At 37.6% G+C, this 17410-nt stretch carries 19 protein-coding genes; 11 read left to right on the top strand and 8 right to left on the bottom strand.

The genetic code is table 11. The annotated features are described in order from the left end of the window. Window positions 1–287 precede the first annotated feature (287 nt). Window positions 288–533, bottom strand: coding sequence for a YqkE family protein (locus tag FCJ93_RS07065; protein ID WP_095306646.1), 246 nt, complete (start codon window positions 531–533; stop codon window positions 288–290). 292 nt (window positions 534–825) lie between these two features. On the opposite strand from FCJ93_RS07065, the gene FCJ93_RS25395 reads away from it, so the two are divergent. The 8 genes from FCJ93_RS25395 to FCJ93_RS07035 all read left to right on the top strand — a co-directional run bounded on the left by FCJ93_RS25395 (window position 826) and on the right by FCJ93_RS07035 (window position 6143). Then, window positions 826–1242 (top strand): IS110 family transposase, encoded by a 417-nt coding sequence (locus FCJ93_RS25395; protein WP_235879433.1) that lies wholly within the window; start codon window positions 826–828, stop codon window positions 1240–1242. 747 nt (window positions 1243–1989) lie between these two features. Further along, window positions 1990–2445, top strand: coding sequence for an immunoglobulin-like domain-containing protein (locus FCJ93_RS07055; RefSeq protein ID WP_095306647.1), 456 nt, complete (start codon window positions 1990–1992; stop codon window positions 2443–2445). Between the two features lie 40 nt (window positions 2446–2485). After that, window positions 2486–2623, top strand: a complete 138-nt coding sequence (locus tag FCJ93_RS24810; protein WP_170211227.1) for a hypothetical protein — start codon at window positions 2486–2488, stop codon at window positions 2621–2623. Between the two features lie 121 nt (window positions 2624–2744). Then, complete coding sequence (locus tag FCJ93_RS07050) at window positions 2745–3029, top strand: hypothetical protein (RefSeq protein WP_137743211.1); 285 nt, start codon at window positions 2745–2747, stop codon at window positions 3027–3029. Between the two features lie 63 nt (window positions 3030–3092). After that, window positions 3093–3731, top strand: a complete 639-nt coding sequence (locus FCJ93_RS07045) for a chymotrypsin family serine protease (protein ID WP_137743210.1) — start codon at window positions 3093–3095, stop codon at window positions 3729–3731. Window positions 3732–4010: 279 nt separating this feature from the next. Then, window positions 4011–4142: a hypothetical protein gene (locus FCJ93_RS25620; protein WP_268951569.1), complete on the top strand. Its 132-nt coding sequence runs from the start codon at window positions 4011–4013 to the stop codon at window positions 4140–4142. Window positions 4143–4413: 271 nt separating this feature from the next. Continuing rightward, complete coding sequence (locus FCJ93_RS07040) at window positions 4414–4992, top strand: SDR family NAD(P)-dependent oxidoreductase (RefSeq protein WP_095306650.1); 579 nt, start codon at window positions 4414–4416, stop codon at window positions 4990–4992. Between the two features lie 206 nt (window positions 4993–5198). Next, window positions 5199–6143, top strand: coding sequence for an alpha/beta hydrolase (locus FCJ93_RS07035; protein ID WP_095306651.1), 945 nt, complete (start codon window positions 5199–5201; stop codon window positions 6141–6143). A 32-nt stretch (window positions 6144–6175) separates the two neighbouring features. Here the strand turns inward: FCJ93_RS07035 and FCJ93_RS07030 are convergent, their stop codons facing one another. Then, a complete protein-coding gene (locus FCJ93_RS07030) occupies window positions 6176–6502 on the bottom strand; it encodes an iron-sulfur cluster biosynthesis family protein (RefSeq protein WP_095306652.1) in 327 nt (108 codons plus the stop codon). Window positions 6503–6746: 244 nt separating this feature from the next. On the opposite strand from FCJ93_RS07030, the gene FCJ93_RS07025 reads away from it, so the two are divergent. Beyond that, window positions 6747–7616, top strand: coding sequence for a cation diffusion facilitator family transporter (locus FCJ93_RS07025; RefSeq protein WP_095306653.1), 870 nt, complete (start codon window positions 6747–6749; stop codon window positions 7614–7616). A 206-nt stretch (window positions 7617–7822) separates the two neighbouring features. Here the strand turns inward: FCJ93_RS07025 and FCJ93_RS07020 are convergent, their stop codons facing one another. Next, on the bottom strand, window positions 7823–8725 hold the full coding sequence (locus tag FCJ93_RS07020) for a PhzF family phenazine biosynthesis protein (protein ID WP_095306654.1): 903 nt from the start codon (window positions 8723–8725) through the stop codon (window positions 7823–7825). Between the two features lie 419 nt (window positions 8726–9144). On the opposite strand from FCJ93_RS07020, the gene FCJ93_RS07015 reads away from it, so the two are divergent. Both FCJ93_RS07015 and FCJ93_RS07010 read left to right on the top strand, forming a co-directional pair. After that, window positions 9145–10374, top strand: coding sequence for a DNA polymerase IV (locus FCJ93_RS07015; RefSeq protein WP_095306655.1), 1230 nt, complete (start codon window positions 9145–9147; stop codon window positions 10372–10374). A 12-nt stretch (window positions 10375–10386) separates the two neighbouring features. Continuing rightward, on the top strand, window positions 10387–10731 hold the full coding sequence (locus FCJ93_RS07010; protein ID WP_095306656.1) for a YolD-like family protein: 345 nt from the start codon (window positions 10387–10389) through the stop codon (window positions 10729–10731). 380 nt (window positions 10732–11111) lie between these two features. Here FCJ93_RS07010 and sdhB read toward each other — a convergent pair whose 3' ends face one another. From sdhB to FCJ93_RS06985, 5 genes are all read right to left on the bottom strand, one after another. After that, window positions 11112–11864, bottom strand: coding sequence for a succinate dehydrogenase iron-sulfur subunit (sdhB, locus tag FCJ93_RS07005; RefSeq protein WP_095306657.1), 753 nt, complete (start codon window positions 11862–11864; stop codon window positions 11112–11114). A 1-nt stretch (window position 11865) separates the two neighbouring features. Beyond that, on the bottom strand, window positions 11866–13626 hold the full coding sequence (gene sdhA / locus FCJ93_RS07000; RefSeq protein ID WP_095306658.1) for a succinate dehydrogenase flavoprotein subunit: 1761 nt from the start codon (window positions 13624–13626) through the stop codon (window positions 11866–11868). Between the two features lie 160 nt (window positions 13627–13786). Continuing rightward, window positions 13787–14398, bottom strand: a complete 612-nt coding sequence (locus FCJ93_RS06995; RefSeq protein ID WP_137743209.1) for a succinate dehydrogenase cytochrome b558 subunit — start codon at window positions 14396–14398, stop codon at window positions 13787–13789. A gap of 79 nt (window positions 14399–14477) precedes the next feature. Continuing rightward, on the bottom strand, window positions 14478–15935 hold the full coding sequence (gene aspA, locus FCJ93_RS06990; RefSeq protein WP_137743208.1) for an aspartate ammonia-lyase: 1458 nt from the start codon (window positions 15933–15935) through the stop codon (window positions 14478–14480). A 46-nt stretch (window positions 15936–15981) separates the two neighbouring features. Next, window positions 15982–17295 carry an anaerobic C4-dicarboxylate transporter family protein gene (locus FCJ93_RS06985; protein WP_095306719.1) on the bottom strand — a complete coding sequence of 438 codons (1314 nt, stop codon included), beginning with the start codon at window positions 17293–17295 and terminating at the stop codon, window positions 15982–15984. Window positions 17296–17410: the final 115 nt, after the last annotated feature.

Raw genomic sequence — 17410 nt, 5'->3', positions numbered from 1 at the left:
AGGCTGAAACATTACAGCTGTCTATCGTTTTTATGTGAAAAGCTTTAATCTTCATCATAGCGCTAATTCTGCCCTTCCTTGCATGCCTGCTGGGGAACAGCCTTTTCCTCTACTTCTCACAAAAGTGGATTTAACAATGGTATACGGCATATTTATTCCTACAAGAAACAAGCAATAAAAAACCCGAACATGACTGCGAAATTGTCATTAGCATTTCGCATCATTGTTCAGGCTTATCTTAGTCGGATTCTCTTGTTCCCTTTAAATATATCAAGAGCTGTTCTATCCTATTTGAACTTTTTCCAATCCATCGGACTTTCGTTTAGCAATTCTTCAAACGACTTATTTTTTTCTCGCAACCGGCGCTCTTCTCTTTTTCTCTCCTCTTCTTCAAGCTGCTTTTTTTCTTCTGCTTCCTTTAATTGCTGCTTCTGGTCCTTTAACTGCTTCAGTAAATCAGCATTCAGCATATCCCCAAGTGTTACTGGTTTATCTTCCTTTTTTGCTTGTATATTCTGTTTCTTTTTCTTCATATTTATATCCATTCCTTTCGCTGCACTCAAGGCACAAAACGCAATGAAGCAATTGCGCCTCGAGCGTTTTTTTTAATATCCTAAGGTCATAGGGATAACAGTCACTACAAATTTAAAAATTGTGTATCCCATCTGTTGTGGAATCGATGTCCACAAAACCTTTGTTGTGGACTGTATTGCTTTATCTGAAAAAGGAGTCACTATTTACAAACGCCATCGCTTTTCAACCTATACAAAAGGATTGAATGAGCTGCCAGAATGGCTTTGTGAGAATAACTGTAAGGATGTCTGTATGGAATTCACATCTAAATATGTCAAAGCTATTCGCGGAAAAAAGACAGACAAAAAGGATGCCAAATGGATTGCTGATTTGTTTAAGCATGACCTCGTAGCTGGAAGCTTTATGCCTCCACATGCGATCAGACAACTTCGTGATCTTATGCGTTATCGTTTTGAACGGACTAACATTATGTCAAGTGAGAAGAACCATCTTCAAAACCGTTTAACCGTGTCTAACATCCAGCTTGGACATGTTGTTTCAGATACCTTCGGCAAAAGCTCTATGAACATCATTGAAAAGCTCCTTAAAAATCCTTTAAACACTACTTTTGATATTGAACCTTTTATCCACGGCTCCATCAAGACTAAACTTCCTGAACTGGAACTTGCCATTGACGGATTGATTACACCGGAGAAGGCTGTTATATAAAGCACCTTTTGGTACAGTGTGCTACCGCTGTGTCAAAAGTGGCATGCACCCCGAAATTCGAACCGCTATTTGAAACTAAAAAAAGCGTAGAGGTCATAAACGGGCAATTATTGCCATTGCACGAATGCTTTTAACCGCTATCTACAATATTCTCAAAAAGAAAGAACCCTATTGTATAAAAAGGCTGATGTTATTCCAGTAAACTGTGAAATCACGGTAGAACAAGCTCTTTTATTAGTTAAATCACAAGGGTTTCGTGTCATACCAGTAACGACCTGAGACTCATTTTTTAACCAAACATCTCCTGTTCAATCATTATGTGATGGCTTGTTTCACTATGCCTTCTTTTCTAGTGGTTGGCCGTAATAGTTATTTCAGACTTGTCCCTCACTATAAGAACTTATATCGATTATAACATTTGTTTCGGCCAACTATTCACCGGCAATTCACAAATAATTTAATTTTAATCAATGATTGAACATTATAAATTGGTATAATTTAACTGTATTCCAATGTAAAGGAGCTATGTTAAATGAAAAACTAACAATTGCAGCACTTTGATTATGTTTGCAGTTAGTGTTTTTTCTAGGAATCTTACGTTTTTACATGCTAAACTGTATCTCCTTCGTAAATGGTCCTAATTTGGTTTAAAGAATTACATTACTAAATATACACTTCTATCTTGAAAAACTTATTAGCGTTTGTATTTAAAGATTAAACTATTATTCAATAATATGGAGGTCTTCTATGAAAGAGTCAATTTTTATTTTTTTCATTATCTTAATAATTATTTTAGCTTTATGGGGATTAACAACGAAATATTTCCCAAAAACCAAAAATACTCAAAGTATACCTTCAAGTATTAATGGTATTACACTTTCCTTAAATAATAATCAAACTCATTTAAATAAACCTGTTTTAGAAATTAATATAGAAAACTCCAATAATTATGAAGTGACGTATGGTAATGAATGGACAATCGAAAGATACGTCAATGAAGAATGGAAAAGAGTATTCCCAATTGATGAAAAAAGCTTTACAGTTCAATTATTCGCAGTAGAACCGCATTCTTCTAGTATTGAAACTATTAATTTACAATCTTATTTAGAAGATGAATTAATTGTTGGGAAGTATAGGATTATAAAGGAAATCGAGAATAAACAAATCAAGTATCTATTGGGAATTACCTTCGAAATCAAATAGACTACGAAAAGTTAAATTATATTTTGGGGAGGACTACAGAATGGGAAAAATTCTCAAATCGTTATTAGTTTCCGTATTCATTTTTAGTATTGTTAATGTAACTAGCGCTTCTTCAGCAACCTATGAGAATACTAAATTTAACCCGAATCAAGGTGCTTTAAAATATAGAAAGTATTGAAAAGACACTTGAAAAAAACTATGGATCACTCAAAAGATTTGAAGATGTTGGCGGACTATATTTTGATGAGATGGGTGTAGCACACATCGGCTTAAAAAATCGAACTTTAAAGAGTACTGAATTGACCAATCATATCATCGAAATTGTAGGGGATAGTTACATTAAACTTGAAGAAGTGAACTACTCTATTACAGAACTTGATAACTTAAAAGAATCTATCTTAAATGATATAGTATCCTTCTTATCATATGAAGATTTTAAAAGATCTACTTTTACAATAAATGCTTTATTTAAAACACAAAACCTAGTCCTTACTTTTAATTATGAAGGATTACCAGAAGATTTAGTAAACCAATTAAAAATAAAATATCAAGATATTTTACTGGTTGAAGAAGTAAATTTTTAATCAAGCCCAAATAAAGGAAGAAAAGAAGATTGGAATCAACAAGTTTCAGGGCTTGGCATTAGAATGTCCAGTGGTTCTTCATGCTCAACTGGTGCAATTTTCTATAAAGATGGGAATTACTTTATCTCGACAGCTGGGCATTGTTTTGGAATTGCTGAAACATCTGCAACGAGAGGTGCTTTAGTAAGACAATATTCTACTAATATTGGAAGACAACACGCCGATGGTCGTGGTAGAGGATTAGATATTGGATTAGTTCGAATTACCACTGATAGTACATTAACTGGTGGGCGATATGCTACAAATAAACTAAAACGTTATAATTCTGTCAATACTTATGACGCAAGTATTACTTCATTGTCAAATGTTTACACTGGTCAATATGCGTGTAAGTCTGGAATTACATCAGATTATACATGTGGTGCTGTGACAAACGCCAATACGACTGTTAAATATCCAGAGCAGACTTACACTTTTAATATTGCCAAAGTAGCAGGTACTGACTGGTCTTTGCCTGGTGATAGCGGTGCAGGTGTTTATAATAGTAGTGGTTCAACAGCAACCTATTTAGGTAATGTTTCTGGTAACTATAAAATAAATGGAGTCGTTCAAGGAGGTTATATTACAAAATTTAGAGATGTTGCAGATTCATACGGTGTATCTTTATATATATCTAACACAATTTATAAAGTAGTGAATTAAAAAAATGGAGAATTTTTTCGGTTCATGAACCCTTCGGTGTTTGTTAAGAAAGTGTCTAATTTTACTTTTAAAAAAACACCTAAAATGTTTTCATTTGATGGCCACTTCATAAAAGATTATTTCTTGCGGTCTAATCTTTTATGAAGTGGTAAAATCCATTATAGCACCTATCCCATTCTATTTCCGTTGTAAGCTTTTGTTCACTATCACTGAACGTATAAGCTCCTCTTATTTAACTCATTCTATGGATGAGGGTTTATCGAAAAGGAGGAAACGAATATGAGCCAAAAGCGTGAAAAAGGAAACATTCAAAAAGGACAGCCTCATGCTGAGAATGTGAAACAAAACATAGCTGCCGAAGAGTTAGAACAAGCTATTCATCCAACAAAAAGGCAGAATTCTAAACAATAATGTAGTGGAGAGACTTGGTTTTCTGCCAGTCTCTCCCCGTCATGTAGTCATCCCTATCCTTCGTGGACAATCGTTTAACTTTGTTTTTCCACTAATTATCTCTGTATCATGTTCAGTTGTTTTAACCCCTAGCCTACGTGCTCCCATGCCAAATGGGCATTCATAACCAACTTCGCTCATTCTGACTAAATTCCTTTTTCCTTTGATTCGATTTCATCATTATCCTAAAATGAAAATACTACGAATATTACAAAAGGAAGGATGAGTGCACATGAGTGAAGAAAAACATGTTTTAGTTACTGGTGGAACGGGTATGCTTAAAGGTGTTGTTCGCTACTTTGTCGAGCAAGGCAATACGGTTTCCGTCGTAGCTAGGAATAAAGAGAAGTTGCAAAGCTTAAGCTTTGCATTTAGAAACCTTCCTGGAACCGTTCATCCCATAGCTATTGATTATACTCAAACCGATGATTTCATTCGTAGAATTTCCCAATCTATTTCCCATTTTGGACCATTTTTCGTGTCAGTTAATTGGATACATAGCACTGCCCCACATACCCCTGCAGCGTTATTGCAATTACAGGCGCATACCTCACCAGGCAGCCGCTATGTGCAATTGTATGGAAGTGCCTTTGCCAATCCGGAAAGAAAGGATGACGACAGGAATACATACATAAAAGAATGCCCACACATTCACTATCAGGAAATTATTTTGGGTTTTATGATTGAAGCCAGCTTTTCTAGATGGCTGACCAATCGGGAAATTTGCGAAGGTGTGATTAATGCTCTTCTTGCCTCTTCATCTGAACGAAAAATAATTGGCACTGTTTCTCCCTGGTCTTTAAGACCGTAATCGGTGCCATACTTTGCTTAATCGAACGAAAGAGAAAACGAATTCTAATCGGAGAATTTTAACTTTAATTTCGGCTATATTAATTTTTAGCATGAATCTGCTGCCAACCTAAGTTAAAATTCTGTAAACCGCAAGCCAAAACTCGTTTTTTAACTTAAAATGTGTAATGATAAATTTAACTCAATGATTTTTTTGGAGGAATCGTCATGAGGAAAGCGCTTCGTCTCATTTTGTCATTTCTTTTTGCCTTTTTGACTGTTGGCCTGTATTTTTCCAACCGGATTATGTACATGAAAAAGAAGGATGATGATTTTATCATTGACCGTGAAAAATCTGCTGGAAGATTGAATACCACTTCTTTTGAGCAATTGCCAAAGCGAGAAATTTTGATCGCTTCCAACTTTGGCTATCACTTAAAGGCGATTGTTGTTGAACCCCATCAAACAAATAAATACATGATCTTTTGTCACGGTGTAACAGAAAATAAATTTAACTCCATTAAGTATATGAATCTTTTTTTAGAAAGAGGCTTTAATGCCGTGATCTATGATCATAGGCGCCATGGAGAATCTGGCGGCAAAACAACGAGTTATGGCTATTACGAGAAATTTGATTTAAAGGCGATTGTCGATTGGTTGCGGCTAGATCGAGGACCGGATTTTCTCTTGGGAATTCATGGCGAATCTATGGGGGCTGCCACCATGCTTCTTTACGCAGGTATGATTGAAGACGCGGCTGACTTTTATATTGCTGATTGCCCCTTTTCTGATTTTCAAGAACAACTCGCTTATCGCCTAAAAACAGAATTGAAGCTGCCAGCTAAGATGCTGTTACCCGTAGCCGACCTCTTTATTAAAATGCGCCAAAAATACTCTTTAAAGGATGTTTCCCCTATTTCTGTTATTGATCATATTAAGAAACCCATCCTTTTTATCCATAGTAAGGAAGATGATTTTATCCTGCCGACGATGACTGAGGCTCTCTATGAACAGAAACAAGGACCAAAAAAGTTATTTATTGCTGAAAACGGAGTCCATGCCCAATCATTGAATGAAAATAAAGAGGACTATGCAAAAGTAGTAGATGAGTTTTTAGCGGATTATGTAGTTGTAAAAGACAATAGAAATAAACAAATGGCTGGCATAGACTGATGATGTATCAATGCCAGCCATTTACTATATCGTTAATTTATTTTATTGACAAAACTCATTCTCGGGTTCAAAAATTCATTCGGACTTTTTAGCTGAAAGCTATTGGAACTTGAAGAAAAGTCAATTTTAAGATTTTCGTTTAAAAATACCTCTTTTGATTTTTCTACATAGATCGAACCAATAGTCGTTTCAATCGCCCGGTCATCTTCATCAATTTCGTTAACTAGCCAGAGGGCTGTGACCCCACTTACGACACAACCGCACCCTTCTGTATCATATTTCAGCTTAAGAAAACCCTTTTGCTCTCCAGTCTTTTCCTCAATCTTCTTCGCTGCAATGTCTGTAATGGTAATTTCCATTCTATCATCCCCTCCATCTGCTGATATTGTAGCATAACTACTCTCTTCTTCCACACCTCACGTTCTCGCATCATTTAAATTGGGAAATACTATGAAATATACTTTTAGCAGAACCCAAATTTCCTTAACGAAACATTTTTTCGCTTTCCCTATTTATATAGAATGGCACAATAAGATTGCTATAGACCCACCCATTTAGTTGTTGTTATCCTAGTAATATGTTAAATATAGGAGAGTTCGAAGAATGAATACTGAAAAATATCACAACCTCAAACTAGGCGAACGGGGAGCAATTCTTAGTATTTTTGCTTATATTGTTCTGTCTATCATAAAATTACTTGTCGGCCATATGAGCGATTCTGCTGCTTTAAAAGCAGACGGCCTCAATAATACAACCGATATTATTGCATCACTTGCTGTCCTTATTGGGCTAAAACTGGCGCGCAAGCCACCTGATAAAAACCATCGTTACGGCCATTGGAAAAGCGAAACGATCGCCTCGATGACAGCCTCCTTTATTATGTTAGCCGTTGGGATACAAGTGCTGATTGATGCCGGATCATCTTTATTTGAGGGCAGCAAGGAAGCGCCCGACATTATCGCTGCTTACACTGGTGTTGTTAGTGCAATAGCCATGTATTTTGTTTATCGTTACAATAAAAATTTAGCGCTAAAAATCAACAGTAAAGCCGTGATGGCCGCTGCAAAGGATAACATCTCTGATGCATGGGTAAGTATCGGAACAGCAATCGGGATATTTGCTTCTCAATTAAATATGCCCTGGTTGGACGTATTAACCGCTGTGATCGTAGGGCTGTTAATTTGTAAAACAGCTTGGGATATTTTTAAGCAGGCTGCCCATGAACTTTCTGATGGATTTGATGAAACTAAGCTCGTCATGTATCAAAAGGTAATTTCAAGCATTTTTGGTGTTAAAGGAATAAAAGAAATTAAAGGAAGGAATTACGGTAATAACGAAGTGATCGATGTGGTCATTCTCGTCAATTCAACCTTAGATATCAAGCAAGCTCATGATATTGCAACCGCAATTGAAGACGTTTTGATGGATGGTTATGGAGTCTATGAAGTACATGTCCATGTTGAGCCCCACTGAAGATATTCTGATTAGCTTTACGTTTATTGCGCAGATTTTGAAGATATGTGCGCGTTTTTACGATTTATTGCGGATTTGTTCAAAAAAGCAAGTGAAGAAAATGGTTCTCCACTTGCTATATTGTATAAGCTTTTTAATCAATCTATTTCTCATTGGACAGTAACATTATCAGATACGCCTGTTTGCGATTGAAAAGAATCACTTTACTAAATGGGCTTTGCTTCTTCTAACAAAATGTCAAAATCCTTTACATACACGGCATTTCCAGTAATTTCAACATCTAAAGATTCATTATTTTTTAAAATGCGGACCATAACTCGACCATCTTTTTCAATTTCATGACCTTGCTCAACAATAAGGTGCAAAGATTTTTTAAAATGATGATTAATGTATGTCGCATAAAAAGCTCCCATCACTCCTGAAGCTGTACCCGTTACTGCATCCTCGACAGTACCTGAATACGGTGAAGAAAAATGTCGAGCATGCATATTGGCATTGGAATCAAAGGTTTCCATACAGAATGGGTGCACAGATGCTGTGGGTATTTCCTTTAAAATAGAAGGGAACATATGATTATTAGGGCGCATTTTTTTAAATGCCTCTAATTTTTTTATTGGTATTAATAATGTCCACGTACCTGTACTTCCATATACTATTGGTAAATTGTCTTCGATATCAGATTCTTCCAATCCGATTGAGTCTGCTAGTTCTTTTTTTGAACCATTAAAGCTTTCAAATTTTGGTTGAGCTTGTTTCATCGTTATAAATTGGTCACTTCCGGTTATCGTTACAGGCAATATTCCAGCTCTTGTTTCAATTGTTAGATCCGTTTTATCCCCTAACAATCCTTTCGTTTTTAACGCATAAACCGTTGCCATCGTGGCATGACCGCAAAGATTCATTTCATGACCAGGAGTAAAAAAACGTATTCTCAAATCAGCTACTTCCGATTCAACTGGAAAAGCCGTCTCATTAAAACCTACTTTTAAAGCAATCTCCTGCATTTCCTCTTCAGTTAACTCATCTCCGTTCAAAACAACTCCTGCAGGATTCCCCTTATTAGGCTCTTTGCTAAATGCATCATAATGATAAACTTTTATAGGCTTCAAACCCCATCCCCCTTTTCTTTTATCTCACTCACTTCTGCATTCTTTTTCAACCCTTCTAATTCGTAGTTAAAAATTTCTACAAACATGAGTATAAAACCTCCTTGAACTACCTTTAAATCATTTTACATTATTAATGAATTTCAAATATCGATTTATCACTGTTTTTACTATATCTACTGCCGACTCAAGAATATGGCATCTGCTCCATTATTTCTTCCCGAATCCTATTGCCTAACCATTTTCATGATACCAATCTAAAACTGTCACTCTTTTTCTCTTCACAAATGTTTACTTTTCTTGTTAATACTCAAAAGAATTCTTTTTACCACCCAGAAATATTTACCAGTATTACACAAACATATATTCGCATATAATGAATACGAATATATGTTCCCTTTTGGAGAAAGGAAGATATCAGCATGAAGGATAAAGTGATTTTCCTTGTAGATATTCAATCGTTTTATGCTTCTGTGGAAAAGGTTAGAAATATAGATTATCAGCATAAACCTCTAGTAGTAGCCGGAGATCCTGAAAGAAGGTCGGGAATTATTCTCGCAGCATGTCCAATTGCCAAGAGCTTTGGAATTAAGACTGCTGAACTTTTGTGGCAAGCTCAAATAAAATGCCCTCAACTAGTTGTCGTTAAACCGCATATGCAAACCTATATAAATGTCTCAGTGGCGATTAGCCGGATCATGGAGCAATTTACCGATTTAATTGAGCCATTTTCAGTTGATGAGCAATTTTTGGATGTCTCTGGAAGCTTGAACATATTGGGAAATGAGTACGAAATTGCAGCTGCATTGCAGCAACAAATTTTCAATAACGTCGGAGTATATGCGAGGATCGGTATTGGCAAAAACAAAGCTCTTGCCAAAATGGCTTGTGATAACTTTGCAAAACAAAATGAAGATGGAATATTTAAGCTAGATGAAACGAATATGGGACAGCTTTGGAAACTACCGGTTGGCAAGATGTTTGGGGTTGGAAGAAGAATGGAGAAAAATTTGCAGGGGATGGGCATCTTTACAATTGGGGAATTAGCTACATTTCCCGTCGAAATACTAAAAAAACGCTGGGGTATTAATGGAGAAGTTCTCTGGCAAACCGCCAATGGCATTGACCATTCTCCTGTTTCGGTCAAAACACATGAGCAGCAAAAAGCAATCGGACATCATATGACATTGCCAAGAGATTATTCTGAAATAGGGGAAATCAAAACCGTTTTATTGGAGCTTTGTACTGAAGTAGCTAGAAGATGTAGGAATAAAGGCTATATGGGAACTACCGTTTCATGCGGAGTTAGAGGGACTGATTTTGATGCTCCAACTGGTTTCCATAGACAGATGACATTGCCGGTTCCTACTAATTTTGATATGGATATTTTTACTGCAGCCTATGAATTATTTTTAAGACACTGGGATCGGCAACCAGTCAGAAGCCTTGGTGTTTCATTAACCAACCTACAAGCATCTGACTGCTATCAAATCGATTTATTCGATAACTATTTGGAGAGAGAGCGCTTAAATCATGCATTAGATGCCATATGGAACAAATATGGACGGACAGCTATTTTTCGGGCCTCTTCTTTAACTCAAGCAGGGCAGGCTTTTGAGCGTGCCAGAAAAATAGGTGGACATTACAAATAGGAGTGAACAAATATGAAAATAAATAAACTAAGCAAAGGACATAATTTGCGCTGGGAATCAAGTCGGATGATGCTGCCTGAGCATAAAGAACAGTTATTAGAAGAAAAGAGAAAACAGCAAGAGTTTATCCCGCCTCTACTAGATCATGATCAACTCGAAGAGATCAATCGTGAGATTCTGAAATCAATCGAACAGATGCGGGCAGTTACGATTACCTATGCAGAAAAATACGAACCAGCACAGTTCTGGGGCTGGATTCAAAAAATTGATCCAATAGAAGGTTCGTTAAAAATAGTGAATGACGATGATACTTTGAGTCTTTCCTTTACTAAAATTTTACAAGTTGAAATTAGCTAAACTCCCTCTCCAGTCTAGGCCCGCGGATTTTTCTGAAAAGTTTTGCTTAGATGGACATTGTGGAGAATTCAGCAATAATTACAGGTTTTACTGTATGTTGCCAAGCCTGAATTGAGAATGACCGACTTTTTCAAGGTGACAAACTGCAAACTCGATCGTTTTCAGGCGAAAAGACACCGCCCTTACTCGGTGTCTTCCTTTTGTTAAATAGTTTTATAAAATAGTGACGTCAACCCGGCTTAATCAATTTCATAATGGCTTGCTTCAAGTTAAAAACGAACATTCAGTTATCTAAATAGTTACTTCTAACTTAAATTCTGACGATAAGTAATATAAAATTATTCGTTTTTTAATTTGCCTTAGTACATTGTAAAATCGACTCAGCTGCCAAAAAAATTCCGAAAGGATTGCAATGTTGTTTCTCGATTCAGGGCAGCGATTGACGTGGTCAATGGAATCCCTTTTGGACAAACCTCCACACAGTTTTGTGAATTTCCACAAGCTGTAATTCCGCCGGTCCCCATAATAGCTGCTAATCTTTCTTCTTTGTTCATCGCTCCAGTAGGATGGGTATTAAAAAGACGAACTTGGGATAACGGGGCAGGACCGATGAAAGAGGATTTTTGATTAACGTTTGGACATGCTTCAAGGCAACAGCCGCATGTCATACATTTAGATAATTCATATGCCCACTGCCGCGTTTTCTCTGGCATTCTTGGGCCGGCGCCTAGATCATATGTACCATCTATTGGAATCCAGGCCCGCACTTTCTTCAGTGCCTCAAACATTCTTTCTCGATCGACCATTAAATCTCGTATGACAGGAAAGGTTTTTAAAGGCTCAAGCCGGATCGGCTGTTCTAATTTATCGATCAAAGTTGAGCATGCTTGTCTCGGTTTCCCATTAATGATCATTGAACAACTTCCACAAACCTCTTCCAAACACACGCTTTCCCAAACAACAGCAGTTGTCTTTTCCCCCTTTGCATTGACAGGGTTTTTTCTAATTTCCATTAATGCAGAAATAATATTCATATTCGGACGGTACGGAATAATAAATTCTTCTTCATAAGAAGGTGAATGAAGATCAATTTGTCTTGTAATCAGGAGGCGAATGCTTTTTTTAGCTTCCATCTCACTTCGCTCCCTTCGCTTTTGTATAATCTCTTTTTCTTGGCTCAATTAAGGATATATCTACTTCATCATAAGACAGCTCTGGTTCGTTTTTGCTCTCGTTATAATTCGCCATTGTTGTTTTGAGCCACTCTGCATCATTTCGATCTGGAAACTCCGGCTTGTAATGGGCGCCTCGACTTTCATTACGAGCGTATGCACCAAGAGTGATCACTTTTGCCAACTGAATCATTCCTTCTAGCTGTCTAACAAATGAAGCGCTTGTATTGCTCCATTTTGCCGTATCTTCAATATTAATTCTGTGGTAACGCTCAGAGAACTCCTGTAATTTCTCATAGGTTTTTTTTAGTTTTTTATTCTCTCGGACAACGGTCACATTGTCCGTCATCATTTCACCAAGTTCTTTATGAAGAGTATAGGCATTCTCTGATCCATCCATTTTTAAAATAGCTTGATAGTTTTCTTCATCTGCCCTCACTTGCCGTTCAAATATCGATGATGGAATCTCTTGAGCCGACCGATTTTGAGCAAGAATATAGTTGACCGCTTCAGGCCCAGCTACCATTCCCCCATAGACAGCCGATAATAAAGAGTTAGCCCCTAGGCGGTTGGCTCCATGTTGAGAATAATCGCATTCACCTGCAGCAAACAATCCGGGAATACTTGTTTTTTGGTGAAAGTCGACCCATAATCCCCCCATAGAATAATGCACGCCAGGGAATATTTTCATCGGTATTTTGCGTGGATCATCTCCCATAAATTTCTCGTAAATTTCCATAATCCCGCCAAGTTTTACATCAAGCTCTTGCGCAGGAATATGAGAAAGATCCAAATAGACTTTATTTTCGCCATTAATTCCTAGTTTTTGATTTACACACACGTCAAAAATTTCCCTTGTCGCAATATCCCTAGGAACCAAATTCCCGTAGGCAGGATACTTTTCCTCTAAAAAGTACCAAGGCTTTCCGTCTTTATACGTCCAAACTCGACCACCTTCTCCACGAGCAGATTCACTCATTAAACGATTTTTGTCATCGCCTGGAATAGCAGTAGGATGAATTTGAATAAACTCTCCATTTGCATAAGTGGCACCCTGCAGGTAGAGTCGAGCTGCTGCATAACCTGTATTAATAGTTGAATTGGTTGATTTTCCAAAAATCATTCCTGGCCCACCAGTCGCCACAATAACTGCATCAGCAGAAAATGCTTTTATTTCCATCGTTCTTAAATTTTGTGAGGTTATGCCTCGACATACACCATTCTCATCAAGAATCGCTGAAACAAATTCCCAGCCTTCAAATTTTGTCACAAGACCTTTTACTTCATAACGCCTTACTTGCTCATCCAACGCATATAATAATTGTTGACCAGTTGTCGCACCTGCATAGGCCGTACGATGATGCTGTGTTCCTCCAAATCTGCGAAAATCCAACAATCCTTCCGGGGTGCGATTAAACATCACTCCCATTCGATCAAACATATGAATGATTTTCGGGGCAGCCTCACACATCGCCTTAACAGGTGGCTGGTTTGCAAGAAAATCTCCACCATAGACAGTGTCATCAAAATGTTCCCATGGTGAATCATTTTCCCCTTTCGTATTGACAGCACCATTAATGCCACCTTGAGCACAAACAGAGTGGGAACGCTTCACAGGAACAAGTGAAAATAAATCTACTTTCATTCCGGCTTCCACGATTTTTATTGTTGCCATTAAACCGGCTAACCCGCCTCCAACGATCGCTACTTTTCCATTTTGCATATCAGAAACCTCCTGCTTTGAAGTTAAGCCTTGCTATATGTTGTTATTGATTTTGGGCTCATTTGCTCAGAGAACCTTTCAGTTATCCTTAAAGGTCTGTGAAACCAAGGTTTCACAAGAAATAAGCCCAATCAACAATCTTGTTTAACAAAGCCTTAAATTAAACAAAAGCGAAAATGGCTCGAATCCCAATGAATGATAAAAGGATAAAAGCGCCTATAGATATATATTGAAAGGTTTTCTGCGATTGTGGCGAAACAGTAATTCCCCATGTAATCAGGAACGTCCAAAGCCCATTCGTGAAATGATAGACCGCAGAAACAATACCGATTAAGTACAAAATTAACGATATCGGATTTGAGACGATGTCATGCATCATGCTAAAACCGGCTTCAGATCCAAAAGTAACTTGCACCCTTGTTTCCCAAACATGCCAAATCACAAAAAAGAAAGCAATAAACCCTGTTAAGCGTTGAAAAAAGAAACTCCAATTTCGAAAAAAATGATAGCGATTTACATTATTTTTGGATTTTAAAGCAAGATAAACGCCATAAAAAGCGTGAAATGCCAGAGGAATGAAGATTACAAAAAGCTCTAAAACAATTTTGAAAGGAAGATTCATCATAAAACTAGAAGCTGCATTATAGGATGCTTCTCCCCATGTTGCCGAGTAATTTAAAAATAAATGAAAGGTCAAAAATACTCCGACTGGAATGACTCCAGATAACGAATGAAGTTTTCTCCAAAAATTCTCAGTAAGACCTTGTCCCATTTCCAATGCCTCCTTCAATCAATCTACAGAAATAGAGTAGGTGCCAAATTTAAGCACCTATTCTACTTATGCAATTCTATTAATTATGCGCGAAATCTCTCTTTTTATTGTTTTTTACTAGAAGCTCCTTTCCAGCAATGCCTGGATGAGTCATTTCCTTTGGAGCAAGGATGATGTCCAATTCATCAGGAGTTAATATTCCTCTTTCTAACACGATTTCACGCACCGAACGTTTACTATTAATCGCTTCTTTTGCTATCGATGCAGCCACCTCATAGCCGACATGAGGATTAATTGCCGTAATAATCCCCACGCTATTATTTACATACTCTTCCATAACCGATGTATTGGCTGTAATACCGTTAATACAGTACTTGCGAAAAACGGTAAATACATTGGTCATAATTTTAATGGATTGCAATAAATTAAATACTAAGACAGGCTCCATCACATTTAATTCAAATTGGCCCGCTTCACAAGCCATGCTGATGGACAGATCATTTCCGGCTATTTGGAAAGCACTTTGATTAAGCACCTCCGCCATAACAGGGTTTACCTTCCCTGGCATGATTGATGAACCTGGCTGACGTGGAGGAAGATTTATCTCGCCAAAGCCACATCTAGGACCTGATGCCATTAACCTCAGATCATTCGCAATCTTTGACATACTGAGCATACAGTTCTTAATGGCAGATGAGACTTCCAAATAACAGTCCGTATTTTGAGTACCGTCAACAAGATTTTGCGTTCCTTTAATTGGATAGCCACTAAAAAAGGCAAGGTAACTATTTACAGTGGCAATGTATTCAGGGTCAGCATTTAAACCAGTGCCAACCGCAGTTGCTCCCATATTGACCTCATATAAACTTTCTCTAGTATTGCTAATGCGCTTAATATCTCTTTTTAACACTTGAGCGTAAGCATTAAATTCTTGGCCTAGTTGAATCGGAACCGCATCTTGCAAATGAGTCCTTCCCATTTTAATCATGCCATCGAACTCTTCTGCCTTTTGCAAAAACTCCTTATACAAACCATCCATGGCATTAAGCAAATTCTCTAAAGTCATTAAAATTGCTAAATGAACGGCTGTAGGAAACGCATCGTTTGTTGATTGAGCCATATTAACATGAGTATTCGGACTGATGACGCTGTAATTTCCTTTTTCCTCGCCTAACAGTTCTAAGGCACGATTGGCAATAACCTCATTTGTATTCATATTAATAGAAGTTCCTGCTCCCCCTTGAATCGGGTCAACGATAAATTGCTCATGAAGTTTCCCTTCCAATATTTCATCAACAGCGGTTAAAATTGCATTTGTAATCGATTCATCCAACTGCCCAATCGCATTATTGGCTAATGCTGCTGATTTTTTCACGATTGCCATCGCTTTTATTAACGCTTCATCAATGCGATATCCGGTAATCGGAAAATTCTCAACGGCACGCAGCGTTTGAACACCGTAATAGGCGTCAGCAGGAATTTTTTTTTCACCTAAAAAATCCCTTTCAATGCGAAATTTTTCAAGATTATCAGACATATATACCACTCCTATTCAATGTAATGCGAAGTCTTATCATGAAACTCTAGAGCAATATGGAACTTAGCAAAATACCGATCGTAACTGCTCCAATTGTTGAAACTAAACCAGGAATCATAAAGCTATGGTTTAAAATATATTTTCCAATTCGAGTTGTGCCAGTGCGATCAAAGTTGATTGCTGCAACAACTGTTGGATAATTCGGGATGAAGAAATAGCCATTGACTGCTGGGAACATAGCAATTAACAGTGCCGGATTAATCCCTAACGTAATTCCTAAAGGCATAAGTGTTCGAACGGTTGCAGCTTGACTATAAAGAAGAATCGATAAGATAAATAGCGCGACGGCAAATAACCATGGTGCAGACGTAACTAAATCGGAAATGGAGCCTGTGATCATCTCGCTATTTCCACTGAAAAAGGTATCTCCCATCCAGGCAATCCCAAAAATAGCCACTACTGCTGCAGCGCCTGCCTTAAAAACACTGCCAGAAACAATTTTTTCAACATTGACTTTGCAAAAAATAATCATGAGAGCTGCTGCAGTAAGCATGATGATTTCAATCGTTGCAGGCATTCCCATTCTTTCCAGCTCACCTTCAATCTCCCAAGCTGGACGCAAATTCTCAAATGAACCGAAGAAGACAACTAAAACAGCGGCAAGTAAGAATAATGCAACAGAAAGCTTAGAGCTTTTATCTGCCACAAACGCTTTCTTTTCCTTTTTAATCGGCGCTAATCCCGCTTCTAATCGTTTTAAATATTCCGGATCGTCAGACAGCTCTTTACCCGTTTTACTAGCAATAAATGCTCCAATCATACAAGCAATAAAAGTTGATGGAATACAGATCATTAAAATATCCGTGAGCGTAATATTAAAGTCAGCTAACAACGCCAACAAAGCAACCGTTGCCGCGGAAATCGGACTAGCGGTTATCGCTTGCTGGGATGCTATGACAGCAATGGACATAGGTCTTTCTGGTCGTATCCCCGCTTCACGTGAAACCTCAGCAATCACTGGTAATACTGAGTAAGCAACATGTCCAGTTCCCGCACAAAATGTAAATAAATATGTCACCATTGGTGCTACATAGGTGATATATTTCGGATTTTTCCGCAGTGCCTTTTCAGCTAAATAGACAAGATACTCCATGCCGCCTGCAGCTTGCAAAGTACCGGCTGCTGTTATAACGGCTAAAATCATCAGCATGACATCAATTGGAGCAGAAGTTGGTTGGAGACCAAAAATAAATACAAAGATAGCTAAGCCGACACCACCCATAACTCCAAGTCCAAGACCTCCCAGTCTTGCCCCAATAAAAATACAAGCGAGCAGTATAACTAACTGGAGCCAAAGCATCATTGATTACCTCCTATCATGATTCAATTTAAAGAATGGCTTTACTTTAAATATTTCATCACCACCTTTTTGTGAATATTTTCACATAAGTATCCGTCTCGAATGACATTTATTC

Origin of the sequence: Robertmurraya siralis (assembly GCF_005502275.1) — a bacterium.
Taxonomy (GTDB): Bacteria; Bacillota; Bacilli; order Bacillales; family Cytobacillaceae; genus Robertmurraya; species Robertmurraya siralis.
This window is presented reverse-complemented; position numbering and strand designations above follow the sequence as displayed.